A 24,286-nucleotide genomic window follows, 5' to 3' on the forward strand; every position below is an offset into this window, starting at 1 on the left:
ATCTACAACTCCCACATCCGCAACGCCTTCTATGTAGACCGGGCCTGGTTTTATCCCAAGCACCTGGACGAGGGGATTATGCAGCGGGCGGCCTCCCACTTTGTGGGTACCCATGACTTCGCCGCTGTCCGCAGCGTAGGTACCGAGACCCGCACCACCGTGCGGACGGTCCACTACTTCAATATCACCCGCAGCGGTCTGATGATCGAATGCAAGGTGTGTGCCGACGGTTTCCTGTACAACATGGTGCGGGCCATGGTGGGCACCTGCGTCTATGCCGCCGAGGGCAAGTTCTCTCCCGATGACGTGCCCGCTATCCTGGAGGGCAGGAACCGCACCGCCGCAGGCCCCACGGTGCCCGCCGGCGGTCTGTACATGACAAAGCTATGGTACCATGAGGATGTGTTGTAATGCCTCGCCACATAATTTCCAAGAAGGCGCATAGACTGAACGAGGACAAGGACGCCAATCCCTCCCGCAAGAAGGAGAAGCGGCCCAATCCAGTGCTGCGGCTGCTGGCCTTTCTGCTGACCGTAGTCATGGTGCTGGGCGCCATCTTCCTCATCGTCAACTATGATAAATTGAATTTTGACTCCATCAAGCGGTGGTTTGCCTACCGGGATCTGGAGCGGGGAGACAGCGGACAGGCTGAATCTTTCCCATTTGACGGGGACAGCAGCAGCACCTTTGCCAGCCTGGACGGCGATCTGCTGGTGTGTTCCACCACCGGTGTGCGGCTCTATTCAGCCAGCGGTCAGGTGTATGTGGACCGCACAGTCACCATGGAAAACCCGGTTGCGGTAGCCGCCGGGTCCACCGCTCTGGCCTACGATGCCGGCGGCCAGACTCTGTTGGCCTGCCGGAACCGGGAGGAGGCCTTTACCCTGGAGCTGGCGGAGGACGAAGAGGTGCTCTCCGCCGATGTAAACGGGAAGGGCTGGATGGTGACGGTGACCCAGGAGAGCGGTTATAAGGGCGTGGTCACGGTGTACGACAGCCAGTTCCAGCCCCAGATGCAGGTGAGCCTGTCCAGCCGCTTTATCATGGATGCAGCCCTGTCGCCGGACAACAGTACGGTGGCGGTGCTCACCATGGGCCTCACCGACGGAACCTTCACCAGTCAGGTGGAGCTCTATCCCACCGCCGGCGCCGCTTCCGATGCCTCTCCCCAGACTACCTGCACGGTGGGCGGCCAGGTGATCCTGGACATGACCTGGGACGACAGCGGAATCTGGGCCCTGGGTGAGGATGAGATCTATCATCTGGATGATTCCGCCGCCCTGACGGGCAGCTATTCCTATTCCGACCGCTATCTGAAGGGCTTTTCCCTGGCAGGAGACGGTACCGCCGTTCTGCTGCTGGGCAAGTACCGGGCAGGCAGTACCGCTGAGCTGGTGGTGGTGGACACCCAGGGCGAGGCCCGGGCCACCATGGCTCTGGACGAGCAGGTGCTGTCCATCTCGGCGGCCGGGCGGTATATCAGTCTGCTGACCGCCGATCAGCTGAACATCTATGACCAGGATCTGTCGGTCTATCATTCCCTGGAAGAGACCCAGAGCGCCCGCAAGGTGCTCCAGCGCTCCGACGGCAGTGTGCTGCTCATCGGCAACGACACCGCACGGGTCTATTTGCCCCAGTAATCACGGAGGAACCCTATGGCAATCGTATTTGAACTGATCGTTGTGGCCATCCTGGCGGCCTTTGTGCTGCTGGGTATCAAGCGGGGACTGGTTTTGTCCCTGTGCGGCCTGGTGGGCGTGCTCATCGCCTTTGGCGGCGCCGGCGTGCTGGCCCGTACCCTGTCTCCCATGGTGGCAGACGCCCTGGAGCCCAAGTTTGCTGCCGCCATTGAGGAGCAGCTGGACCAGCAGATCCAGGCCAGCCTGGAGGAGAACGGCCAGACAGGGGAGGAGGCTCCCACACCGGATACCCTGCCTCTTCAGGACGTGCTCAACGCCCTGCGGGACATGGGTTTCTATGAGCCTCTGATCAACAGCGTCAACCAGGCGGTAGAGAACGGTATGACCGAGGTGGCCGCCAGTGCCGCAGCCAAGGTGGCAGCGGCCATCGCCCAGTCAGCGGCCTATCTCATCCTGTTCCTGGTAGGTTTTGTGGTTATTCTCATTCTGTGGAAGCTTGTAAGCCGGGCTTTGGATTTGGTGGCCCGCCTGCCGGTGCTCCACTTCCTCAATAAGACTCTGGGCGGCGTGTTTGGCCTGCTTCAGGGCTGCCTGATCCTGTTTATCGCCGCCTGGGCCATCCAGTTCATGGGTAATCTGATCCCGGCGGAGACGGTGGAGCACACGGTACTGCTGAAATTCTTCATGACTACCAATCCTATGAGCCTGCTTTCCGGCGTGTAACCGGCAGCGATCTGAGAAAAAGAGAGAAATTCAGGTGAATCGACATGACAGTCCCCAATATTCTGTCCCTGTTCCGGCTGTTTCTGGTGCCGGTGTTCGCAGTGGTGTTTTTCCAGCCTATGCCGGACGCCCATACCTGGGCGGCCCTCATCTATCTGGTGGCCTTCCTCACCGATATTGCCGACGGCTGGATCGCACGCCACTTCAATCAGGTCAGCAAGCTGGGCCGCATTCTGGATCCTGCAGCTGACAAGTGGATGACCTTTACGGTCATTATCTGTATTACAGTGGACGGCATTATCCCCCTGTGGGCAGTGATCGTGTTCTTCTGCAAGGAGCTGTGCATGGCCATCGGCGGTTATCTCATGTACCGCCGCCTGGGGGATGTGATCCCCTCTAACTGGCTGGGCAAGCTGTCTACCGGCGTGTTCTTTGTGGTGTGTGTGGCCCTGATGCTGTTCCCCGCCATCCCCAGAGCGGGGCGCACCGCCATGATCGGCGGGGCTCTGGCACTGACGCTGCTGGCGCTGGCAGGGTATGTGTACCAGTATTGCAAGACCATGGGGGAAAGAAAGCCGGCCTGATTCATACCCAGTTCATAATTTCGGATTAGAATCATCTCTCCGGGGAGAGGGTCCGTACGGGGCCGTCCCCGTCAAAGGAGCTGAACATATATGCAACCCACACTTTGTTCCAGATGTCATAAGAATGTAGCCGTCATCTTCATTCAGAAGATGGAGGGCGGCACCACCAAGAGTGAGGGGCTGTGCCTCAAGTGCGCCAAGGAAATGGGCATCAAGCCCGTGGAAGATATGATGCAGAAGATGGGCATCACCGACGAGGACCTGGAGGGACTGACCAACGAGATGATGTCCGCCTTCGGGGGAGCCGAGGGCATGGAGGGCCTGGTGCCCAGCGACGACGGCGACCAGGATGAGGAGGACGAGGGCAAGACCGCCACATTCCCCTTCCTGAATAAGCTGTTCGGCGGCGGGGCCCAGAACCCCCAGAACCAGCCTCCCGAGCGGGAGAATAACCGCTCTGAACGGGCTGATAAGGACAAGAAAGGCGACAAGCCCCCCAAGCGGAAGTTTTTGGAGAACTACTGTATCTCTCTGACCCAGAAGGCCGCCGAGGGCAAACTGGACAAGATCATCGGCCGGGACGAGGAGATCCAGCGCACCATTCAGATCCTCAACCGCCGGCAGAAGAACAACCCCTGCCTGATTGGCGAGCCCGGCGTGGGCAAGACTGCCATTGCCGAGGGCCTGGCCCAGAAAATCTGGGCGCGGGACGTACCCTATAAGCTGCTGGACAAGGAGGTCTACCTGCTGGACCTGACCGCCCTGGTGGCGGGCACCCAGTTCCGGGGCCAGTTTGAGAGCCGCATGAAGGGCCTCATTGAGGAGATCAAGAAGCTGGGCAACATCATTCTGGTGATTGACGAGGTCCACAACATTGTGGGCGCCGGCGACGCCGAGGGGTCTATGAACGCCGCCAATATCCTCAAGCCCGCCCTCAGCCGGGGGGAGATCCAGGTCATCGGCGCCACCACCCTCACCGAGTACCGCAAGTACATCGAGAAGGACTCCGCTCTGGAGCGGCGGTTCCAGCCGGTGATGGTGGAGGAGCCCTCCATTGAGGACAGCATTAAGATCATCAAGGGCATCGCCCCCTACTATGAAAAGTACCACTTCGTCTCCATCTCTCCTGAGATGTGCCGCCTGGCGGTGACCATGAGCGAGCGGTATATCACCGACCGGTTCCTGCCTGACAAGGCCATCGACCTCATCGACGAGGCCTGCTCCGACGTGAACCTCCACAACAAGGCTCTGGCCCGTGAGGTGGAGGTGAAGAAGGAACTGGAGCAGCTGGGTCAGGAGCGGGAGAACCTGATGGTGGAGGCCAACGACCGGGACTACAAGCGCCAGACCGCCCTCAAGAACAACGAGAGCCGTCAGGGCGAGATCCGCCGGGAGCTGAACAAGCTTACCGCCGAGCACGACTCCCTCATGGGCAACCCCGCCACCACCGAGGCCCTGGGGGCCAACGAACGCCGTCAGGCCAATTTCCGCAAGGAACTGGACAACCTGGCCGCCGAGCGGGAGAAGCTGATGGCAGACCAGGGCAGCAGCAAGGACTACGAGCGGCTGGCCTCGATCAAGAGCCGGGAGATCCAGCTCCAGGACGAGCTGAGCAAGCTGGACGCCCAGAGCGCCCCGCCCCTGACGGTGGAGCACCTGGCCCGGGTCATTGAGCTGTGGACCAAGATCCCCGCCAGCCAGATCCAGGAGGCCGAGTACGAGCGCCTGGCCAAGCTGGAAGACCGGCTGAAGGAGCACCTCATCGGCCAGGACGAGGCGGTCCACGCTGTGGCCGCCGCCGTCCGCAGGGGCCGGGTGGGCATCGCCTCCAAGCGCAAGCCCGTGTCCTTCATCTTTGTGGGCTCCACCGGCGTGGGCAAGACCGAGCTGGTCAAGCGGTTGGCCATGGATATGTTCCACTCTCCCGAGTCCCTCATCCGGCTGGATATGAGCGAGTTCATGGAGAAGTTTGCCGTCAGCCGCATCATCGGCTCGCCCCCGGGCTATGTGGGCTATGACGAAGCCGGCCAGCTCACCGAGAAGGTGCGCCGCAAGCCCTACTGCGTCATTCTCTTTGACGAGATCGAGAAAGCCCACCCCGATGTGCTTAATATTCTGCTGCAGATCCTGGACGACGGACACATTACCGACGCCCAGGGCCGCAACGTGAACTTCGAGAACACCGTTATTGTCATGACCTCCAATGCGGGCAGCGACGCCCGCACCTCCGCCGGCAGCGTGGGCTTCGGCCGTACCGCCGACCAGCAGGGGAGGGAGCGGGCCATGAAGGCTCTGGAGTCCTTCCTGCGGCCTGAGTTCATCAACCGTGTGGACGAGATTGTCTACTTCAACAAGCTCACCGAGGACAACTTCAAGGCCATTGCCGCCATCATGCTGGGCGAGCTGCGGGATACCCTCAAGGAGAAGGGCATCACCTTCACCTGGGACGATGCTCTGCTGGACCACCTGGTCCGCAAGTCCTACTCCCAGACCTACGGCGCCCGCAACCTGCGCCGCCAGATCCAGAAGGACCTGGAGGACGACATCGCTACCAAGCTCATCGACAGCTATCTCCATCCCATCTCCGCCATCCACGCCACGTCGGACGGGGAGAAGGCGGTTATCACAGCGGAATAAGCGTAAAAAACCAGGGTGTGCCCTACGGCACACCCTGGTTTTCTGTTTGTGGGGTTATTACACTTTTCCCAGATCCACCGTCTTATGGTAGGCGGCCTCCACCGCCTCAATGGCAGCGGAGCGGAAGGCCCGGGCCTCCAGGGCGGCCACACCGGCAATGGTGGAGCCGCCGGGGGAACACACCTCGTCCTTCAGCTGGCCGGGGTGCTTACCGCTCTCCAGCACCATAGCGGCGGAGCCCAGCACCATCTGGGCGGCGTATACCATGGCCTGCTGCCGGGGCAGACCAACCTTCACCGCGCCGTCGGCCAGAGCCTCAATGAAGGGATAGACGAAGGCGGGGCCGCAGCCCGCCACGGCGGAAAAGGCGTCGATCTGGCCCTCGGTCAGCCGTTCCACCCGGCCCGCCTTGGCCAGAATGGCCTCCACGGCCTGATAGTGCTCCTCACGGGCATCAGGCTCGCCGGTGAGGGCCAGCATCCCCATACCGATGGAGGCGGGGGTGTTGGGCATGATCCGCAGGATGGCGGGGGAGCAGTCTCCCAGCCAGTCCCGCAGGGTGGTGATCTGAATACCGGCGGCAATGGTCACCAGTACGGTGTCCGGCTTCTCCCGCAGGGCGGGGATCAGGGCTTTCACAACCCCCTCCATCACCTGGGGCTTGACGCACAGAAAGACATACTCGGCCTGCCGAAGGGCGTCCCCGTTGTCCTGAACCGCGGTGCAGCCCAGCTTTCCGGCCAGTTCCTCTGCCTTGGCGTAGGCGTGGTCGGTAATGACCACCTGGTCCGGGCCAATGGCCTGGCAGGCCGCCTGAATGAGGGCGCCGCCCATGTTGCCTGCGCCGATAAATGCCGCTTTTTTCATAAAAGATCCCAGCTTTCTTTGATAATTTGCGATAAGCGCCAGCTTGTCCTGCCGGCGCAGCTGCTTGATGGCGTATTCCCGCCGGAGAGCCACCCCCTTGTCAGGACAGGCCTCCCGGTAGACCACCTCCACCGGCAGGCGGGAGCGGGTGTATTTGGCCCCTCTGCCGGAGTTGTGGACCGCCACCCGCTTGTTTACGTCGGCGGCGGTGCCGGTGTACAGGCTGCCGTCGGCACACCGAAGGATGTAGACCCAGTATTCCATGGCCATCACCAGTTGGGCCGGAGGACGGGGGAGAGCTCCAGGTCCGAAAAGACGGAGCGTACCGCAGACTCGTAGTCCAGCGGGTCCCGGGCCTTCTTGATGGCCTTGGACAGCTTGTCCCCCTCCAGGAACAGGCGGATCAGGTAGAACCAGACCTCCTTCATCCGCAGCATGGCGTTGCGGCGGCTGCCAAAGGCTTCCGCATAGCTTTCATACACCTGGTCCACAAACCCGGCCAGTTCCTTCTTGCTGGCGGCAGGTCCGCCCTTGAGACGGCGGGCCAGGGCAGGGTCCCCTGCCAGCCCACGGCCCAGCATGAGCCGCTCTGCCGCCGGGAAGGCGGCCTGGAGCCTGGCGGCATCGTCGGGGGTGTAGATGTCCCCATTGTAGCATACCGGGAAAGGGGAGTCCTCCAGCGCCGTCCCGAAACAGTCCCATCGGGGGGTGTTTTTATACATATCCGTCCGTACCCGAGGGTGGACGATCAGCTCCGCCAAGGGATATTTTCGGTAGATAGCCAGCAGGGCGGGGAATTCCTCCGGGTCCTTCAGGCCGATCCGGGTCTTGATGGAGAGGGCGCAGGGGGCCTTTGAAAAAATCTCCTCCAGAAAGGCATCCAGTTCCGCCGGATGGGCCAGAAAGCCGGAACCCTTCCCCTTGGCCACCACCGTGCCTGAGGGACAACCTAGGTTCAGGTTGACCTCCCGGTAGCCCATGGCAGCCAGCTCTCCCGCCGCCCAGAGAAAATCCTCTGCATTTCGGGTGAGCAGCTGAGGCACCGTGGGCAGGCCGCCGTTGTGCTCCTGCAGGATCTCCCGTAATTCCCGTTTGGTAAAGCGGTGGTCCTGAGTGGGAGTCAGAAAGGGAGTGAAGTACCGGTCCACCTCGCCGAACCAGCGGGCCAGGGCCTGCCGGTAGTAAACTGTGGTCAGCCCCTCCATGGGGGCGAGGGATACCATCAAACAACTCGCTCCTTTTGTCATGCTAAAGAAAATTGTAGCAGGACGGGCCGCCGCCGTCAAGCGGAGGGAAACGCAAAAAAGGGGTTGACAGGGGAGGGGAAGTATGGTATTTTTATGACATGGTTAGCAATAGCTAACCAAAAATAAAACGATTTGGTTAGCGTATACTAACCTCGAAAGGAGCACAAAAGATGTCCCTGCAAGCCGCCCTTGTTGAACATGGCTCTCCCACCCTGGCGGGGCTGAAGCCCGCCAGCCTGTTTCGGTACCAGCCGGAGGAGGGGGGAGACTTTGCCGGGGAATTTCTTGCCTGCCGCCGGGAGCTGGAGGAGCGGGGACTGGTGCTCACCCTGTTGAAGGGCTGCCGGAGGACAGGGGCCTATCTGGTCTATCTCTACCGGAAGGAGGCCCTGGCGGGGCTGCTGGATCAACCGGATCACCGGGACTTTCTCCGGGAGATGGGGTATGAACCCTGGACGGAGAGCCGGGGCTGCCTGCGTCAGCTGGCCGCCCGTTTGTGCCTGGAGGGGGAGTTCCCCCATGAAATCGGGGTGTTCCTGGGCTATCCGCTCTCCGACGTGAAGGGCTTCATCCGCCACAAGGGGAAGAACTTTACCCTCTGCGGCTGTTGGAAGTGCTACGGCGATCCCAGGCAGGCTGCCCGGCAGTTCCGTCGGTTCAAGGAGTGTACCAATGTCTACCGTCGCCGGTTTGCGGCAGGGGCGACCCTGAGACAGCTGACCGTGGCGGCCTGAATACAGATCCATCATAGATGAAAGGATGATTGACATGAGCAAGATCGCAGTGGTTTATTGGAGCGGCACCGGCAACACCGAGGCCATGGCCAAGCTGGTGGAGGAGGGTATCGTGGCTGCCGGCGGTCAGGCCGACCTGTTGCCTTCCGCCCTCTTCACCTCCGATTTGGTGAGCGGCTACGATGCCATCGCCTTTGGCTGCCCTTCCATGGGGGCCGAGCAGCTGGAGGAGGGGGAGTTCCAGCCCATGTTTGACGCTGTCAAGGGCAGCTTGGGGGGCAAGACCATTGGTCTCTTCGGCTCCTACGGCTGGGGAGACGGCGAATGGATGCGTACCTGGGCGGAGGAGTGCGAGGACCTGGGGTGCAAGCTGGCCGACGAGCCGGTGATTGCCCACGAGGCCCCCAATGCCGACGCCGCCGACGCCTGCCGGGATCTGGGCAAGGCTCTGGTTAGTTAAGAAAAAACGGGCGTGCCGCCTTGTGCGGTACGCCCGTTTGCTGTGTTATGCCATTTCTCCCGCCAGGGAGCGCTCCATGTAGTCCCGGATGATCTCCGGGTCGTCAGTCTGGCCCAATACCCACATGAGCTTGGTGACCGCCGCCTCGGTGGTCATGTCCCGGCCCTGGATGACCCCCTGGGCCAGCACCTTCTGGCCTACCTCGTACACCGAGAAGTCGCTTGGCTCGTACAGGCACTGGCTGCATACCACCACCGTCATGCCCGCCTGGGCGGCAGTCTGGAGCTTGGAAATCAGGTCCCGGCGGACGAAGTGGAGCCCGCCCGCACCGAAGGCCTCAATAACGATGCCCCGGTAGTGCATCTGGAGGAGCATATCAAAGATCTCCGGGTCCAGGCCGGGGGTGAGCTTGATGAGAAATACCTTGTCGCACAGCCTGTCCCGCAGGGTACAGGCCCCGGCGGTGGTGGGAATGGCCTCCCGGTGGATCTGAAGGCCTTTGCCGTCCACCGAGGCGGCCAGGGGCCAGTTGACGCTCTCAAAGGCGTCGAAGTCGGTGGTGCGGGTCTTGACCGCCCGGCAGCCCAAAATCACCTTCCGGTCGAAGGCCAGGAATACACCGGCCACACCGGAGGCTGCCATAGCCAGAGCGGTCCGCAGGTTTTCCATGCCGTCGCTGAGAGGATGGGTCATGGGCAGTTGGGCCCCGGTGAGCACCACCGGGATGGAGATACCCCGGAGCATGAAGGACAGGATGGAGGCGGTGTAGGCCATAGTGTCGGTGCCGTGGGTGATGACGATGCCGTCATAGGCGCCCCGCTGCTCAAAGACGTGGCGGGCGATGGTCTGCCACTCCTCAGGCTGGATGTTGGAGGAGTCCAGATGGAGGATGTCCCGGATGGTGATGTCGTAGGAGTCGGTAACGCCCCGTGGGAGAAGTTCTGCCAGACCCTCCCCGTCCAGACCGGGGGCCAGGCCGTCGTCGGTGGGCAGGGAGGCGATGGTGCCGCCGGTGGTAAACAGGAGAATGCGGCTCTTCACTTAAAACACCTCCGCCATGGCGTCCGCCCGACCCATGGCCTCGGCCAGAATGGCCTCTTTGTCGTTGCGGATGTCATCCAGTCCCTCGGCGGCCAGACACTGGAAGGAGGGGATGCCGTACATGGCGCACAGAGCCTCCAGCTGCCGGGCGCCCATCTCCATCCATGCCGTTTCAGGCAGAGAGAAGTTGCCGCCCCGGGTGGTAATGAGCAGCAGCTTACCCGCCTTGCACAGGCCCACGTTGTTGCCCTGCTCGTCGTAGCCGAAGGTGATGTTCGTCACCGAGATCCGCTCCAGATAGATCTTCAGGATGGCGGGGAAGGACAGGTCCCAGAAGGGGGCTGCGACTACAATGCGGTCGGCGGCGGCAAACTGGTGGGCCAGGTCGAACATGGGATCGTCCAGCTTGCCTGCGTTCCAAAGTTCATCCCGCTCCGCCAGCACTTCGGGATACTGAGGTACCGGACGGTCCTTGCACAGGTCCACCTCGGTGACGGCTCCATCGGGGTGGGCCTTCTGCCAGCTTTCCAGGAACCGGCGGGCCAGCTTCAGGGTGCGGGACCGCTCACCCCGCACACAGGCGTTGATAAAAAGAAGTTGTTCCATGGTGTTCACGCTCCTGCGTCTGTTTTCCTGTCTATGCTATCACAGATTCCAGAAGGGCGCAAGCGGACCGGTCCAATTCCCCCAGCAAGGAGGATACTGTATTGTTATCCGTAAGGTTCAGTTTTTCCGCCTCGATGTGGACCACCCGGTCCCCCTGCCGGAAGATCAGGCCGTTGCCTTCGTCCCAGTGGTAGGTCCAGGCCTGGTCGTAGCCCAGTTCCGCCTGGGTCAGCGCTGCAGGGTCGTGCAGGTGGAAATAGCGGTCCAGGCGGCCCTGGTCGCCCTCGATGGCCCGCAGATCGTCACAGATGATACCGGCCAACCAGCTTGTGCGGCAGTCATAGGATTCCACCCACAGATCCCCATCTTTCTCTGAGAACCGACGATACTCTGCTGTCTGTCCGAACACGGAGTCTCCAGTGGTCAGGGTGCTGCCTCCTTCAAAGGTTGTATGGCTGTCGGAGATACTTATGAAAAGGCTGATCCCGATGCCCAAGGCTATGAGCGCATAGCACAGGGGTGCAGCGCCCCGGAATCGGGCAGTGCTCCGGCTGGGAATCGGTATGGGAGCGTTATGTTCCACTGCCCGGCGGCATTTCCTCCGGTAGCGGACCACACGCAGCCCCAGATACAGTACCAGGGCGGCCCATGCCAACAGAAGCAGCTGAGCTAACATAGCCCCGTTGGAGAAAAACATCTCCCACACCCGGGGCTGATCCCGGAACAGGTTGATTGCCCCATAGACCGACCAATAGATCACCAAGTAAAAAAAGGTATTGGCCTGATTCCGAAGGCTCTTTTTTAAAACCTCTTCCCATTCCATGCTGCCGTCGGTCTGAATGGGGGCGGGATGGGTACCGGGTTTGGCCTGGAAATAGAACAGACCGCCTGCCTCATCCAACAGATCCCAGCCTGCCTCATTACACAGGGCCAGATAATCCGCCCGGGACTGTTCGTCCTTCCGGCTGCTGCTCTTCCACCGGGCGGGCTCCACCCAGCAGCGGCGGGGCTGCTCTGAGCGGTGGAAGGCGGCGGTGAAAATGCCCAGCTCCGCCAGCTCCCAGCCGTTGTCTGCCAGCTGGTCCAGCTCCGCCTGAGCGGCTTTGGCGTCCTCGACAGTGTAGCGGAACCAGCGGATACAAGTTTGTTTCTCCTGTTTCATGCCGTGGAAGCCTCCAAATGAATGAGTACCTGATCCAACCACTGGCTGGCGGGTGGTCCGCTCTCCACCCACAGGATCGTATTACCCCGGCGGAGCACGTAGCTGTCCCCGTCAGTCCATACGCCGTCATAGCCGGGGAGGGGGGCCATATTCTGTTTTGTCAATGCGTTCTGCACACCGTCGGCCAGCCAGTTCCAGGGCAGCACCCAGCCCTGGCCCTCCAGCGCAAGCGTGTAATCTGTCCCATCCGGCGACCACCACTCGGTCCATTCCGTATGGGAAGCCAGGAAGGTAGTACTGTCCTCCCGGAGGGTAGCCTCCGCGGTTGGGAGGAGCTGTTGTCCTGCCAGGGGAGGAGCCACCTGGAGCCGGGCGGTCAGGGGAGACAGGGGCAGCAGACTGACTGCCAGCAGAACCGCCGCACCCCCGGCCATGATCCAGTTTCCCCGCCGGGCCCGCCGGTACTCCGGACCCTGTTTGAGCAGGCCGTAGAGGAGAGCGCCGATGACAATGCCAACCATCCATGCACGGGAGTATACTCCGGCATTCACATCCAGCAGCAGAGCCAGGAGGAAAAGGGGGATCAGCAGGCAGCCCAGCACCACCAGCAGGCGGGCCGCCATGGCGCTTTTAGGTCCCGGCGTGGGGAAGGGGAGGCCTGCACTTGCCGCCTGCCGCCACTGGATCAGCCGCAGCAGCAGCCGTCCGGACCACAGCAGTCCTCCGGCCAACAGGAGGGGCAGACACAGAAAGACCAGCGCCGCAGTGTTGTACCTGGTAAGAATCCATACCCAGAAGAGCAGGGCCGTCCCTGTACCTGTCCAGTTGGTGGCCACGCCCAACAGGGGCAGCAGCAGAAAACAGATCAGGCAGACCGCCCAGCCGAACATCATACGGTGAAGGGATTTTTTCCGGAACCGCCGGTACTCCAGTTCACCGTCTGTCTGGATGGGAGGTGTGCCCGCCGGGGCCTCATAGATGTTCCAGTAGCCGGTCTGGGCCGCCTGATACCACCCGGCGTCGGCCAGCAGGCGGAGGTAGTCCGGCCCATCCTCCCGAGCGGGGTCGTACCAGTCCAGACTGTAGGTCACCGGCTTCTCCGCCGGAACAAATCGGGCCAGCAAGTTGAGCCACAGCTTTTCCAGCCGCCAGCCTTCTTCAGCCCGGCGGTTGAGCATAGCCTCCGCCGCCTTGATGTCCATGACAGGATAGGCAAAGAGCGTCCATTTCCGCTTCATGTCGTTTCCTCCTCACGCAATACCTGTTCCATATCCGCCGCCTGCTGGCGGATGCGCTGGTACTCGTCCTGAAGCACCTTGTCTCCCTGAGGGGTAAGCTGATAGTATTTCCGGTTGAGTTCCGTCCGGGTGAGCAGGATCAAACCATCCTTTTCAAATCGCTCCAGCAGGGCGTACAGGGTACCGGCTCCCACGTTCACCCGGCCATTGGTGAGGGCGGTGATGGCCTGCATGATGCCGTAGCCGTGGCGCTCCTGCCGCAGGACCAGCAGCACATAGAACATCTGCTCTGTCAGCGTCTCCAGCTTCTTGCGTGCCAATGGTAACCACCCCCCTTTGTCAGCTTCATTGTATAGCGATATTCGATACAAAGTCAATAGCGAATATCGATATAAAAAGAAATTTGAAAAAAGTGAAAAAGAGTGTTGACAACCTGTATTCGACGTGGTAATATATATCTCGCGCTGAACGACAGTGCAACGCCAAATGCGCGAGTGGTGGAATTGGCAGACTCGCTAGATTCAGGTTCTAGTGTGCATTACGCACGTGCGGGTTCAAGTCCCGCCTCGCGCACCAGATGAAAGGACATCCGAAAGGATGTCCTTTTGTTTTTACTCTGATGATGTCGCAGGAAAGGAGATTGATCTATGCCTGAGCTGAATGAGATCCGGAGCCGCTTTGCAGGAGATCGTTTTGCCACCGAGGCCGCCGGCGCTGCCATCCGGGAGGCCGAGCCCGGACGGGCGGTGTGCGTGATGCCCATCCGGCCGGTTCACCTGAACGCCAACTCCGCCCCTATGGGAGGCGCGGTGTTCACCTTGGCCGACTTTGCCTTTGCGGTGGCTGCCAACGGATTCAGTGACCGTATCACCGTTACCCAGCAGGTGTCGGTCAGCTTTCTCTCCGCCGCCCGGGGGAGCACCCTGATCGCTGAAGCCAGATGCCTGAAGGCCGGCCGTACCACTTGCCTCTATGCCGTGGAGGTGACTGACGATCTGGGGGCCAAGGTGGCCTACCTCACCGTCAACGGCTATACCGTGGGGGCCGCCCCCGGGGCCGGGAAAAATCCTGTCTGAGCGCAAAAAATGGCTGCCGCCGGCAGCCATTTTTTGCGTTTCAGCGTCTCCGGGTGAGGTGCCGCCAGGTCCAGCAAGTACCCTCCGCCTCCTGGACGGCGTCGTAGTCCCACTGGTGGTCGGTCTGCCGGAGAAAATCGCTGGTCACATTAAAGTAAGTGTGGTGCCCAGACTCATTGGCGGCGGGTACATCCACAAAACCGCCCAGAGGATCGTCCCAGGTGGTGTCCACTGCGTACCAGTCCCCATCCAGCTGTACCAGGTTCCAGGCGTGGTCCTGCCGGGAGTCGCTGGAGGCCCCGATCACCGTGACGCAGGGGATATCCAGCAGGTCCATAAACAGCTGGAACGTGTTGGCGTACCCCATGCAGATGGCCTGTCCCTCCACCAGCAGGCCGTAGGGATGGCTGCGGTTGGGGGAGGAATGGGTCTCGTCATAGGCGGCGTGGTCAATGATCCAGTCGTGGACCGCCAGTTCCTGCTCCGCCGGGGACATATCGTTGTCAATCTCCGCCTCCAGCACCTGCCGGCATATCTCCAGAATGGCGGCGTCCTCTTCGGACAGGGCGGAGGTATCCCCAGTGCGGTAGGCCTCCACCACAGGGGCGGTGTCGTAGAGGGGCATCTCCTCCTCATTGGGAGGATCAAAGACCACATAGCCCCGGCTGTCCCGCTCCACCGTATAGGGGCGGGCCGCTGTCTGGGCGGTCTCGCCGTCAAAGCGGGTCAGGAAGGCATCCTTGGCGGCCTCGGCATCGGGGCAGATGGCCAGCAGAAGCCAGCGTCCCTGCCGGAGCAGCAGAGCGTCCTCCACCAGGGCAGCCTGGTCGGGGGCGTAGCCTGTAAAGTCGGCCTGGCGGCCTTCCAGATAGGCCAGCAGCAGCTCCTCCGCCGACCCGGCATCCACGCCGTCAGCCAGCTGGATCACCGCCAGCTCATAGGCCTGGAGCCCTTCAGAGTAGGCTGCTACGGCGTCCACCCAGTCCTCCCGGTCCAGGCCGTAGGCCGCCGTCAGATAGGCCTCCAGCCCCTCTGGGTCCAGTTCGCTGGAGAGGGGCGTCAGGCCATTGGAGAATTCCTCCGGCTGGGACTCCGCCACCACGCCTCCCAGATCGATGGCGGAGGCGTCTGTGGTGGGTTCCTTGGGGGCGCAGCCCGCCAGCAGCAGAAGGGACAGCAGAAGCAAAGTCACTCGTTTCATGGTGACACCTCCGGTTGGGGTCTGGTCTGGGTCAGGGGGAAGGTTACTGACGCGGTGAACAGATCGGCCTGAGTGCGGATGGAGAAGGAACCGCCGCAGGCCTCGGTAAAGGTACGGGCAATGGACAAGCCCAGGCCGCTGCCCCCATCGGTGCGGCTCTGGTCCCCCCGGACAAAGCGCTCGGTGAAGTCCACGCCGTAGGGAAGCTCCTCCCGGGAGGTGTTCTGAATGACAGCGGCGGCCCTGTCCCCCTCCACGGAGAGGGTGAGGTAGATCCGGGAGCCGTCCAGAGCATATTTCAGGGCATTGCCAATAAGGTTCTGGAACACCCGGTACAGCCGGTCCCCGTCAGCCATAATCCACACCGGTCCATCGGGCAGATTGGAGCGGAGCGCAAGGCCGGAGGCCTGGATGTCCTCGTCCAGGTCGGCCAGAGTCTGGCGGAGCAGCTTGGCAAAGTCCAGGGGCCGTATGGTGACCGGCAGGTTGCCGGTGGCCGCCTTGCTTACGTCAAACACATCCTGCACCATGGCCTGGAGCCGCAGAGTCTTTTGATAGAGCACCAGAATATAGTCCCGAACATGGTCAGGCAGGTCCTCCTCCTGCCGCAGCAGCTCGGTGTAGCTCACCATGGAGGTGAGGGGGGTCTTGAGATCGTGGGACACGTTGGTGATGAGCTCCAGCTTCAGCTTTTCACTCTTCATCTGCTCAGACAGGGCGTCTTTCAACCGTACCTCCATCTGGTCCAGCCCCTCCACCGCAGCCCGCAGGTCAGAGTCTTGGGGCAGAGGTGCGGCTGAGGCTTGACCAGTCCCAGCAGCCTGGATGCGGGAGAGCAGGGTATCCACGTCGGCGGCGGTGCGGCGGTTCTGGCTCATAAGCCACAACTGGGCGGCGATGAGGAAGAGCCCTGCCAGGGCCAGCAGCAACAGGAGAAAGAAAATGGGGAGGCGGGACATGGTGGGGCCGAACAGAAGAAAAAAGACTACGATACAGCCCAGAATAAAGGGCACAGCCGCCAGGAACTGTAGGGCAGAGCGGCGCATCATCCGCTGTCCGGCGGGCCAGGACAGCTCCCCACCCCGGTACAGCCGGGCCAGAAGGGCGCACAGGCTGTTGGCGGTGATGTGGCCGAAGTTGTATCGCAGGTCGTTGAGATAGAGGTAGGCCCACCATAGGGCCACCGGTACCGACAGATAGAACCAGATGGTGTAATAATGAGCGGTATACAGGCTCACCAGACAGAAAAAGGCGGCGATGCAGGCCAGAAAGAAGGGAATGAGCAGCACCAGCTTGACCTCTAGCCAGATCTTCCCGGTGAACCATGCAATGGCCTGGTCTGCCCGTACCTTGTGTTTGTGCCACAGGATGGACCAGAGCAGCAGCACTGTCCCCACTACCAGCGGGACCACCACGAACAGGATCAGGGGAAGCTGCAGGCGGGCGGCATAATCCATTGTGGAGTAGAGGCCGCTGTCGGTTATGACATCACCGGTCAGAGCAGCGGTGTCCGCAATATAGGCCACCGGTTCTTTGGCCACAGCCATAGTGATGGTGAGCCCGGCGTAGGACTGGGGGACCGGTATATTGTGGTAGCCGGGCAGGTTCCACTGATCTTCCCCCCGATAGTAGCCGTCGCCGTAAATGTCTATTTCCTGGCCGTCCTTTTGAATGGTGACGGTCTCCCCGTCGAAATAGAGCAGGAAGTTGTATCCCTCCGGCAAAGCGTCGGGGGAGAGGCCGTCGACGTTGGTGGTCACCGTCTGACCGTCTTTGGTTACCTTGTAGAGCAGATTTTGATCGCTCAGCTGGTAATGTTCCTGCCAGTCCGGGTCGGCAAAGCTGTAAAACCACTGTGAGATGGTGCGCCGAAAGTCGGCGGTATTCTGATAATCGGACTGGAAAGCGTCGCTGATGCCGTGCCAGCCCAGGGTGTGGACTGCTGAATAGCCGGTGGCCAGGGCCAGTATGAGCAGATTGACGCCGAAAAACAGGGCCCAAAAGGCCAGGGCGGGCTTAATGCTTCTCGATTTTGTATCCAATGCCCCACACCACCTTTAAATATTCCGGCTCTTTGGGATTGAGCTCGATTTTCTCTCGAATGCGGCGAATATGCACCATCACCGTGTTTTCTGCGGAATAGGGCTCCTCGTTCCACACCCGGCGGTAGATCTCCTCGGCGGGGAACACCCGGCCCAGATTGCGCATCAGCAGGTCCACGATCTTCAGCTCGGTGGCGGTGAGCCGCACCGGCACGCCGTCAGCCAGCAGCGTCTTTTGGTCGGGCAGGTAGCACAGCCGCCCGGTGACCAGTTCCGCCTTCTGGCTGGGAGCGTTCACGTCTCCCAGTTGGGTGTACCGCCGCAGGTGGCTGCGTACCCGGGCCACCAGCTCCTGGGGGTGGAAGGGCTTGGCGATATAGTCGTCCGCCCCCATGGACAGACCCAGGATCTTGTCGGTATCCTCCCCCTTGGCGCTGAGGATGAGAATGGGCAGGTTGCGCTGCTCCCGGATCTTGAGCACGGCAGACAGCCCGTCCAGCTTGGGCATCATCACGTCCATCAGAATGAGCCGCAGAGACGGGTCCATAGCCAGATCCAGGGCCTGGAGGCCGTTGTAGGCCTTCAGCACCCGGTAGCCCTCTTTTTCCAGCAAAATTGCGATGGCGCGGACGATTTCAGCGTCGTCGTCCACCACAAGAATGGCTTCATTCATATTGATCCCTCCATGGGTACAGCATAGCAGAGGTTTCTTTCAAAGTCGGGGAGGAAACCTTTCGTATTTCTTACGATTTTATCATACCCAAGGAGGGATGGGCAATAACAGAAGCCCCCGGACAGCAAAAGCTGTCCGGGGACTTGCTCAGTCGGCAAAGATGGTCTCTGCGCCCACCTTCACGCAGCCGGGGGGCGCGTATTTCCAGTGGTCCAGCCGCCCTTCCCGGATGAAGTAGTGGAGAGGCTGGGGGTCTCCCAATGGAGGCAGGGGCTCAATGGCCAGCAGCTTGATCTTCATCCGCTCGGGCAGGATGGCCTTGATGTACACCGACACCCGAGCGCCCTCGGTGAGGCGGCAGTCCTGCTCCGCCAGTCCGGACAGGTTGGGGGTCAGCTCCACGAACACGCCATAGTCCTTGACCCCACGCACCACCCCAGGCACCGTCATGCCCGGCTGGAAGGGGGCGGCGTTCTCTGCCCAGGTGCCCAGCAGCTCCTTGTGGGTCAGGTAGATCCGGCCCAGGGCCGGGTCCAGGTCCAGCACCGCCGCCAGAATGTCCTGCCCCACCCGGAACCGGACGGCGGGGTGGGGGATGCGGGACACCGAAATATTTTCCACCCCAATGAGGGAGGGTACCCCGCAGCCTATGTCCACAAAGGCGCCAAAGGGCTCCAGATGGGTGACCCGGGCGGAGATCACCTGGCCCGACTTCCAGTGCTCCAGCAGGTAGGACAGCGCCTTCTGCTGGGCCCGCCGCCGGGAGAGCAGGGGGCGGGGCTCCCCGTCGGATTCCTCCATAGAAGTGACTGTAAAGCAAACTGGCTTGCCAACTCTGGAGAGGATGGCAATGTCCCGGGTGACCCCCTCGGCAATGCCCAGGGCGGCCTCCGTCCGGGGAATGAGCCCCCGATAGGGGCCTACGGCCACGACGAGATCGTGCTCCGGCGTACACAGCAGGGCGGTCCCCTCCAGCACCGCCTCCGACTCCATAGCCTGCCTGAGCCCTTGGGCGTCGGCGCAGGCAGCCTGATTTTCCGGGGTGTGGAGCAGCCGCCCCTCGGGTGGAAAACGGTTCGTCAATCTGACCAAATCCTTTCTGCGTTGGGGTGATTTTTTTCTTACCAGACAATGATATGCAATGGGGAACCTTGAATTGACAGAGGAGGACCGGGAATTTATAATATTCTTTACACGGATAAAGTGAAGCAAAAGGGGGAGAACCCATGGACATCCATGTAGGCGACGTGCTGGAGCTGAAGAAAGAGCACCCCTGCGGCAGCCGGCGGTGGCAGGTGCTGCGGGTAGGGATGGATTTCCGTCTGCGATGCGCGGGATGCGGCCATGAGCTGATGATCCCCCGGAGCAAAGCGGAAAAAAGCATTAAGAAGATCATTCGGCCGGGGGAGGGCGAGACATGAACCAGTATTGGAGCGCGCGGGCCAGAGCACTGACCCCCTATGTGCCGGGGGAGCAGCCCCGGGACCGGAAATTCATTAAGCTGAACACCAATGAGAACCCCTATCCGCCCTCTCCTATGGCCCTGGTCGCCATCCGGGAAGCGGCCTGCGACACCCTACGGCTCTATCCCGACCCGGATTGCACCACCCTGCGGGAGCTGCTGGGGGCCACCTACGGCCTGAAACCCTCCCAGATCTTTGTGGGCAACGGTTCCGACGAGGTGCTGGCTATGTGTTTTCAGGCCTTCTTTGACCCGGACCGGCCCATCCTCTTTGCGGACATTACATACAGCTTTTATCCCGTCTATGCCGACCTGTACGGCCTGACCTACCGGGAGGTGCCGCTGGACGAGAATTTTGCTCTGCCTCTGGAGCCTTTCCTGGAGCCCAACGGCGGCGTAGTGATTGCCAATCCCAACGCCCCCACTGGACGGGAGCTGTCCCTGTGCGGCATCCGGGCGGTGCTGGAGGCCAACCCCGACGCTGTAGTGGTGGTGGACGAGGCCTATGTGGACTTCGGCGCCCACTCCGCTGTGGAGCTCATCGACCGCTATCCCAACCTGGTGGTGGTACAGACCATGTCCAAATCCCGCTCCCTGGCCGGACTGCGGGTGGGCTTTGCCATGGGCAACGAGGAGCTGATCGCCGCCCTCAACTGCGTGAAGAACTCCTTTAACTCCTATACCCTGGATCGCCTGGCCCTGGCGGGAGCCGAGGGGGCCCTGCGGGACCGGGATTATCTGCGGGCCACCTCTATGAAGATCCAGAACACCCGGGAGTGTACTGCCGCCCACCTGAAGAAGCTGAGCTTTATTGTTACCGACTCCGCCGCCAATTTCCTCTTTGTCTCCCATCCCGATGTGCCCGCAAAGGAGCTGCTGGACGGCCTGCGTCAGCGGGGTATTCTGGTCCGCTGGTGGGACAAGCCCCGCATCCGGGACTACCTGCGGATCACCGTAGGCACTGACCAGGAGATGCAGGCTCTGTGCGCCGCTATGGCGGAACTGGTGGGAGGAAAGTGACCATGGACGAAAATCATCTGCATATTTTATGGACCAACGCCGACCCCACCGTCTTTGACAAGATGGTGCTGATGTATGCCGTCAACAGCTTGGTCCGGGGCTGGTGGGAGAAGGTGACCGTCATCCTGTGGGGGGACACGGCGGCCCTGGCCGCCCATGACCCGGCGGTTCGGGAGCGCATCGCCCTGGCTATGGAGCAGAGGGTGGCTTTCTCCGCCTGCGTCACCTGCGCCCGAGAACTGGGCGTGGAGCAGGACCTGCGGGACATGGGTCTGGAGGTAATCTCCTGGGGCCCGCCCCTTACCGAGCTTATCAAGAGCCGGGCGCCTCTGCTCACTGTCTGATCCAATCGAATCCTGTCATAAAATGGCCCGCCGTGGAGATTCAATCCACGGCGGGCCATTTTTGTGCCCTGTCCCGGATTTGACCTTTTTTATGGAGACAGGCAGGTATAATAATGCCTGCACGCCGGAAGGGGGGAGCGGCATGACGGTGGTCTATCTGGACGAGGTGTTTTTGCTGAATTTTGTGGTGGACTATCTGCTGCTGCTGGCCGCCGGACGGCTGGCGGGGGAGATACTCCGCCGGGGGCGTTTGGCTTTGGGGGCCGCCCTGGGGGCGGCTTACGCCGGGGCGGTGTTCCTGCCGGGGCTTGGCTTTCTGGTCCATCCTCTGTGCAAGGTGGGAGCCGGGGTGCTGACGGTGCTGGTAGGCTACGGCGGCAGCCGGCGGCTGCTGCGGGTGTGTCTGGTGTTCTTTGTCGTGTCCGCCGCCTTCGGCGGAGGCATCTTTGCCCTTCAGATGCTGGGCAGCCGCAGCCTTACCATGGCCAATGGGGTGTTGGCGTCTCCTCTTGATTTAAAGTTGGTGCTGTTGTCGGCGGCGGGGTGCTATGGGCTTGTTACCCTGCTCTTTCAGCGTGCCGCCCGCCACAGCTCCCGGCGGGAGCTGGCCCCGGCAGTCGTGGAACTGGGGGGACGGCGGGCGGTCCTCACCGCATTGGTGGATACGGGCAACACGCTTACCGACCCGGCCACCGGCAGGCCGGTATTGGTGGCAGAGGGGGAGAAGGTAAAGGCCCTGTTTCCGCCGGGGACCGCCCCCTGTCAGGCGGAGCTCCGCGACCCTTCCGCTGCTCTGGAGCGGCTGAGCAACGCAGGCCTGCGGTGCCGGCTGTTATCCTATCAGGCCGTGGGGGTAGAGTGTGGGCTGCTGCTGGCCCTGCGAAGTGACAAGGTAAAGGTGGGCGGGGAGGACTACGGTCCTCTGTTGGTGGCGCTGTCGCCCACCGGGCTCACCGACGGGGGCGGCTACTGCGCCCTCATCGGAGCATAAAGGAGGATGGCTATGAAGAGCTGGAAGACGCGCTGGTATGGGCGCATACAAAAGCTGCTGGCGCGGCTGGGGCTGAGGCTGCCGGGCAAAATCATGTACATCGGGGGGAGCGACACCCTGCCGCCCCCACTGTCCCGGGATGAGGAGGCGGAACTCATCCGCCGCCTGGATGAGGGGGACGAGGGGGTGAAATCCCAGCTTATCGAGCGCAACCTGCGGCTGGTGGTGTATATCGCCCGCCGGTTTGAAAATACGGGGGTAGGCATTGAGGACCTCATCTCTATCGGCACCATCGGGCTTATCAAGGCCATCAACACCTACCAGCCTGCCAAAAACATCAAATTGGCTACTTATGCCTCCCGATGTATCGAAAATGAGATTTTGATGCATCTGCGCAAGACCACCAATCTGAAAAGCGAGGTATCCTTTGACGAGCCGCTAAATACCGACTGGGACGGCAACGAACTGCTGCTCTCCGACATTCTGGGCACTGACAGCGATCTGGTGATGAAACCCATCGAGGAGGATGTGGACCGCAAGCTGCTCTCCGACGCTCTGGAGCGGCTGGAGGAACGGGAGCGGCATATCATTACCCTCCGCTTCGGGCTGGACGGCAAGCCTGAGCGTACCCAGAAGGAGGTGGCCGACAGCCTGGGCATCTCACAGTCCTACATCTCCCGGCTGGAAAAACGGATTATCGCCCGGCTCAAGCGGGAGATTTTACGGCTGATGTGACCAGCCGCCTTGACAAACCGCGGGAAGGGGTATAATATGTAACTAGTTACTTATTTGGATGAGGTGAAAGTATGACGGGAAGGATGCCCTTTGGCCTGAAGATCGCAGTCATCAGCCGGGAATTTCGCAGGCGGATGGATGAGAAGGCCGTTGCCATGGGGCTGACCTGGGCCCAGCTGCGGGTACTGGGATCGGTGAGCCGCCTGGAGGCGGCCGGGAAAGAGGAGATCCACCAAAACGATCTGGAGCACATTGAGCACGTGACCCATCCGGCCATGACCAAGATGCTCCAGCGGCTGGAGAGCAAGGGCCTGGTCCGGTGCGTGCCCAGTGAGAAGGACCGGCGATATAAGAAAATTACCTGTACCGAGCGCTCTGCAGGAATCCATGAGACCATTCTGGAGCAGGACAGGGAGGTACTGGAGGAGCTGTGCCGGGATTTTACGCCCCGGCAAAAGGAAATGCTGGGGGAGGCCATTGATCTGATCTTGAGCAACATCGATCTGGAGTGACCCTTTCCGTCAGAAAAAGTGAATTCCCAGGCAGTGTGCTGAGGAGATAACTCAAGCGCGCTGCCTGCTTTTTTATCGCTAAATAAGTAACTAGTTACCTAAAAGGAGTGCAAGTCAAGATGGAAAAAGAAGTACCAGAGCGCGAGAGTCCCTTTGCCACGGAGCCCATTGGCCGGTTGATCCTGAAATTTGCCGTTCCCAGCGTCATTGCCCTGCTGGTCAATTCCCTGTACAACATCGTGGACCAGATCTTCATCGGCTGGGGCGTGGGCAACGCGGTTGCCCTGGTGACCGTGGTCAGCATCGTCCTGGCTGTGGTGTTCCTGCTGTTCATCGACCCGATCCTGACTCTCTTCGGCGCAACCGACCTGCTGCGGTCTCTGGCCTTGGAGTATGGCTTCATCATTGGCCTCGGTCTGCCTTTTATGATGATATCAGCCGCCATCAATTCCATGATCCGTGCGGATGGCAGCCCCAAATACGCCATGTTTTCCATGATCATCGGTGCGGTCCTCAACGTGATTCTGGACCCGGTCTTTATCTTTGTTTTTCATATGGGGGTACAGGGTGCTGCCATCGCTACGGTGATCGGACAGGTGGCCTCCTTTGTGGTGTCGGCGGTCTATCTGCCCTGGTTCAAGACCGTCCATCCTGATGCCGCCTCCTTCCGCCTGAACGGCCGTACCTGCGGCAATATCCTTACCTTCGGCCTGAGTAGCTTTATCACCCAGTTTGCCATCACCTGTGATGAAGGTCAACCAGATCATGATTGCCATTCTGCTGGGCATCGCCACCGGTACCCAGCCCATCATCGGTTTCAACTACGGTGCCAAGAACTTCAAGCGGGTGAAAAAAACCCTGGAAATTTCCCTCATCGCCTCTGAGGTGGTGTCCATCGTAGCCTTTTTGATTTTCCAGTTCGCGCCCATGAGCGTAGTCATGCTGTTTGGCTCCGAGGAGGGGCTTTATAACGAGTTTGCTGTAAAGGCCTTCCGCATTTTCCTGATGCTCTGCCCCCTTACCGGGTTCCAGACGGTGGCGGCAGTCTATCTCCAGGCGGTAGGCAAGCCTGTTAAATCCGCCATTCTCTCCCTGGCCCGTCAGATCATTTTCTTTGTGCCCGCGGCTTTGATCCTGCCCCTGTTCCTGGGGGTGGAGGGGGTGCTGTGGACCGGCCCTGTAGCCGACGGCCTGGCATTCCTGCTCTCTCTGGGCCTGCTGATCCATGAGCACAGCCACCTGAAGCGGGAGCACCGGCTGCAATCCGAGGCGCCTGAGATCGCATAAAAAG

General features: G+C 61.1%; 26 protein-coding genes, 1 tRNA gene and 1 pseudogene. 17 read left to right on the top strand and 11 right to left on the bottom strand.

Annotated elements, in window-relative coordinates:
* The 5 genes and pseudogenes from IHN22_RS03905 to IHN22_RS03925 all read left to right on the top strand — a co-directional run.
* A pseudogene (locus IHN22_RS03905) lies at positions 1 to 411 on the top strand (tRNA pseudouridine(38-40) synthase TruA); the annotation flags it as partial.
* Entirely contained in the window at positions 411 to 1,640 is a 1,230-nt protein-coding gene (locus IHN22_RS03910; RefSeq protein ID WP_087187127.1) for a DUF5711 family protein, read from the top strand. The pseudogene IHN22_RS03905 and the gene IHN22_RS03910, both read left to right, overlap by 1 nt.
* Positions 1,641 to 1,655: 15 nt before the next feature.
* Entirely contained in the window at positions 1,656 to 2,363 is a 708-nt protein-coding gene (locus tag IHN22_RS03915) for a CvpA family protein (protein WP_087266215.1), read from the top strand.
* A 44-nt stretch (positions 2,364 to 2,407) separates the two neighbouring features.
* Positions 2,408 to 2,947 (top strand): CDP-alcohol phosphatidyltransferase family protein, encoded by a 540-nt coding sequence (locus IHN22_RS03920; RefSeq protein ID WP_191433599.1) that lies wholly within the window; start codon positions 2,408 to 2,410, stop codon positions 2,945 to 2,947.
* A gap of 90 nt (positions 2,948 to 3,037) precedes the next feature.
* A complete protein-coding gene (locus tag IHN22_RS03925) occupies positions 3,038 to 5,584 on the top strand; it encodes an ATP-dependent Clp protease ATP-binding subunit (protein WP_191433601.1) in 2,547 nt (848 codons plus the stop codon).
* A gap of 57 nt (positions 5,585 to 5,641) precedes the next feature.
* Here IHN22_RS03925 and proC read toward each other — a convergent pair whose 3' ends face one another.
* Positions 5,642 to 6,715 (bottom strand): pyrroline-5-carboxylate reductase, encoded by a 1,074-nt coding sequence (gene proC / locus IHN22_RS03930; RefSeq protein ID WP_191433602.1) that lies wholly within the window; start codon positions 6,713 to 6,715, stop codon positions 5,642 to 5,644.
* A gap of 5 nt (positions 6,716 to 6,720) precedes the next feature.
* The gene (locus IHN22_RS03935) at positions 6,721 to 7,674 is read right to left on the bottom strand and encodes a tRNA dihydrouridine synthase (protein ID WP_300985406.1); all 954 of its coding nucleotides are present in this window, start codon (positions 7,672 to 7,674) and stop codon (positions 6,721 to 6,723) included.
* A 194-nt stretch (positions 7,675 to 7,868) separates the two neighbouring features.
* Here IHN22_RS03935 and IHN22_RS03940 point away from each other — a divergent pair, with 194 nt between their 5' ends.
* Both IHN22_RS03940 and IHN22_RS03945 read left to right on the top strand, forming a co-directional pair.
* Entirely contained in the window at positions 7,869 to 8,432 is a 564-nt protein-coding gene (locus tag IHN22_RS03940) for a DUF3793 family protein (RefSeq protein WP_191433604.1), read from the top strand.
* 34 nt (positions 8,433 to 8,466) lie between these two features.
* Positions 8,467 to 8,892 (top strand): flavodoxin, encoded by a 426-nt coding sequence (locus IHN22_RS03945; RefSeq protein ID WP_191433605.1) that lies wholly within the window; start codon positions 8,467 to 8,469, stop codon positions 8,890 to 8,892.
* 45 nt (positions 8,893 to 8,937) lie between these two features.
* Here the strand turns inward: IHN22_RS03945 and IHN22_RS03950 are convergent, their stop codons facing one another.
* Genes IHN22_RS03950 through IHN22_RS03970 form a run of 5 tightly spaced genes read right to left on the bottom strand, consistent with a single transcriptional unit; the run spans position 8,938 to position 13,259 of the window.
* Complete coding sequence (locus IHN22_RS03950; RefSeq protein ID WP_191433607.1) at positions 8,938 to 9,933, bottom strand: asparaginase; 996 nt, start codon at positions 9,931 to 9,933, stop codon at positions 8,938 to 8,940.
* Complete coding sequence (locus tag IHN22_RS03955; RefSeq protein WP_087388932.1) at positions 9,934 to 10,539, bottom strand: FMN-dependent NADH-azoreductase; 606 nt, start codon at positions 10,537 to 10,539, stop codon at positions 9,934 to 9,936.
* 31 nt (positions 10,540 to 10,570) lie between these two features.
* Positions 10,571 to 11,701 (bottom strand): DUF2812 domain-containing protein, encoded by a 1,131-nt coding sequence (locus IHN22_RS03960; RefSeq protein WP_087266199.1) that lies wholly within the window; start codon positions 11,699 to 11,701, stop codon positions 10,571 to 10,573.
* Positions 11,698 to 12,939, bottom strand: a complete 1,242-nt coding sequence (locus IHN22_RS03965) for a DUF2812 domain-containing protein (RefSeq protein WP_191433609.1) — start codon at positions 12,937 to 12,939, stop codon at positions 11,698 to 11,700. The genes IHN22_RS03960 and IHN22_RS03965 overlap by 4 nt, the downstream gene beginning before the upstream one ends.
* Positions 12,936 to 13,259, bottom strand: a complete 324-nt coding sequence (locus IHN22_RS03970; RefSeq protein ID WP_087266195.1) for a PadR family transcriptional regulator — start codon at positions 13,257 to 13,259, stop codon at positions 12,936 to 12,938. Before IHN22_RS03970 ends, IHN22_RS03965 begins: the two co-directional genes overlap by 4 nt.
* 168 nt (positions 13,260 to 13,427) lie before the next feature.
* Here IHN22_RS03970 and IHN22_RS03975 point away from each other — a divergent pair.
* A tRNA-Leu gene (locus IHN22_RS03975) sits at positions 13,428 to 13,515 on the top strand.
* 71 nt (positions 13,516 to 13,586) lie between these two features.
* Positions 13,587 to 14,015, top strand: coding sequence for a PaaI family thioesterase (locus IHN22_RS03980; protein ID WP_191433611.1), 429 nt, complete (start codon positions 13,587 to 13,589; stop codon positions 14,013 to 14,015).
* 40 nt (positions 14,016 to 14,055) lie between these two features.
* Here the strand turns inward: IHN22_RS03980 and IHN22_RS03985 are convergent, their stop codons facing one another.
* The 4 genes from IHN22_RS03985 to IHN22_RS04000 form a co-directional block, all read right to left on the bottom strand.
* Positions 14,056 to 15,216 carry a transglutaminase domain-containing protein gene (locus IHN22_RS03985; RefSeq protein ID WP_191433613.1) on the bottom strand — a complete coding sequence of 387 codons (1,161 nt, stop codon included), beginning with the start codon at positions 15,214 to 15,216 and terminating at the stop codon, positions 14,056 to 14,058.
* A complete protein-coding gene (locus IHN22_RS03990; RefSeq protein ID WP_191433615.1) occupies positions 15,213 to 17,258 on the bottom strand; it encodes a sensor histidine kinase in 2,046 nt (681 codons plus the stop codon). The genes IHN22_RS03985 and IHN22_RS03990 overlap by 4 nt, the downstream gene beginning before the upstream one ends.
* Positions 17,233 to 17,931: a response regulator transcription factor gene (locus IHN22_RS03995; RefSeq protein ID WP_087388937.1), complete on the bottom strand. Its 699-nt coding sequence runs from the start codon at positions 17,929 to 17,931 to the stop codon at positions 17,233 to 17,235. Before IHN22_RS03995 ends, IHN22_RS03990 begins: the two co-directional genes overlap by 26 nt.
* A 147-nt stretch (positions 17,932 to 18,078) precedes the next feature.
* Entirely contained in the window at positions 18,079 to 19,023 is a 945-nt protein-coding gene (locus IHN22_RS04000) for a S1 RNA-binding domain-containing protein (RefSeq protein WP_242965529.1), read from the bottom strand.
* Between the two features lie 134 nt (positions 19,024 to 19,157).
* Between IHN22_RS04000 and IHN22_RS04005 the strand changes: the two genes are divergently transcribed.
* The 8 genes from IHN22_RS04005 to IHN22_RS12880 all read left to right on the top strand — a co-directional run bounded on the left by IHN22_RS04005 (position 19,158) and on the right by IHN22_RS12880 (position 24,282).
* The gene (locus tag IHN22_RS04005; RefSeq protein ID WP_191433617.1) at positions 19,158 to 19,352 is read left to right on the top strand and encodes a DUF951 domain-containing protein; all 195 of its coding nucleotides are present in this window, start codon (positions 19,158 to 19,160) and stop codon (positions 19,350 to 19,352) included.
* Complete coding sequence (gene hisC / locus IHN22_RS04010; RefSeq protein WP_191433619.1) at positions 19,349 to 20,413, top strand: histidinol-phosphate transaminase; 1,065 nt, start codon at positions 19,349 to 19,351, stop codon at positions 20,411 to 20,413. The genes IHN22_RS04005 and hisC overlap by 4 nt, the downstream gene beginning before the upstream one ends.
* A 2-nt stretch (positions 20,414 to 20,415) precedes the next feature.
* Entirely contained in the window at positions 20,416 to 20,757 is a 342-nt protein-coding gene (locus tag IHN22_RS04015) for a DsrE family protein (RefSeq protein WP_191433621.1), read from the top strand.
* A 142-nt stretch (positions 20,758 to 20,899) separates the two neighbouring features.
* Positions 20,900 to 21,748, top strand: a complete 849-nt coding sequence (locus tag IHN22_RS04020; protein WP_191433623.1) for a sigma-E processing peptidase SpoIIGA — start codon at positions 20,900 to 20,902, stop codon at positions 21,746 to 21,748.
* Positions 21,749 to 21,760: 12 nt separating this feature from the next.
* Positions 21,761 to 22,483 carry an RNA polymerase sporulation sigma factor SigE gene (gene sigE / locus IHN22_RS04025; RefSeq protein WP_087187107.1) on the top strand — a complete coding sequence of 241 codons (723 nt, stop codon included), beginning with the start codon at positions 21,761 to 21,763 and terminating at the stop codon, positions 22,481 to 22,483.
* 71 nt (positions 22,484 to 22,554) lie between these two features.
* Positions 22,555 to 22,995, top strand: coding sequence for a MarR family winged helix-turn-helix transcriptional regulator (locus tag IHN22_RS04030; RefSeq protein ID WP_191433625.1), 441 nt, complete (start codon positions 22,555 to 22,557; stop codon positions 22,993 to 22,995).
* A gap of 119 nt (positions 22,996 to 23,114) precedes the next feature.
* Complete coding sequence (locus IHN22_RS04035) at positions 23,115 to 23,879, top strand: MATE family efflux transporter (RefSeq protein WP_365813758.1); 765 nt, start codon at positions 23,115 to 23,117, stop codon at positions 23,877 to 23,879.
* Entirely contained in the window at positions 23,761 to 24,282 is a 522-nt protein-coding gene (locus tag IHN22_RS12880) for an MATE family efflux transporter (protein ID WP_365813760.1), read from the top strand. The genes IHN22_RS04035 and IHN22_RS12880 overlap by 119 nt, the downstream gene beginning before the upstream one ends.
* Positions 24,283 to 24,286 lie beyond the last annotated feature (4 nt).

The organism is Flavonifractor sp. An112, from assembly GCF_904377885.1.
GTDB classification, from domain to species: Bacteria; Bacillota; Clostridia; order Oscillospirales; family Oscillospiraceae; genus Flavonifractor; species Flavonifractor avicola.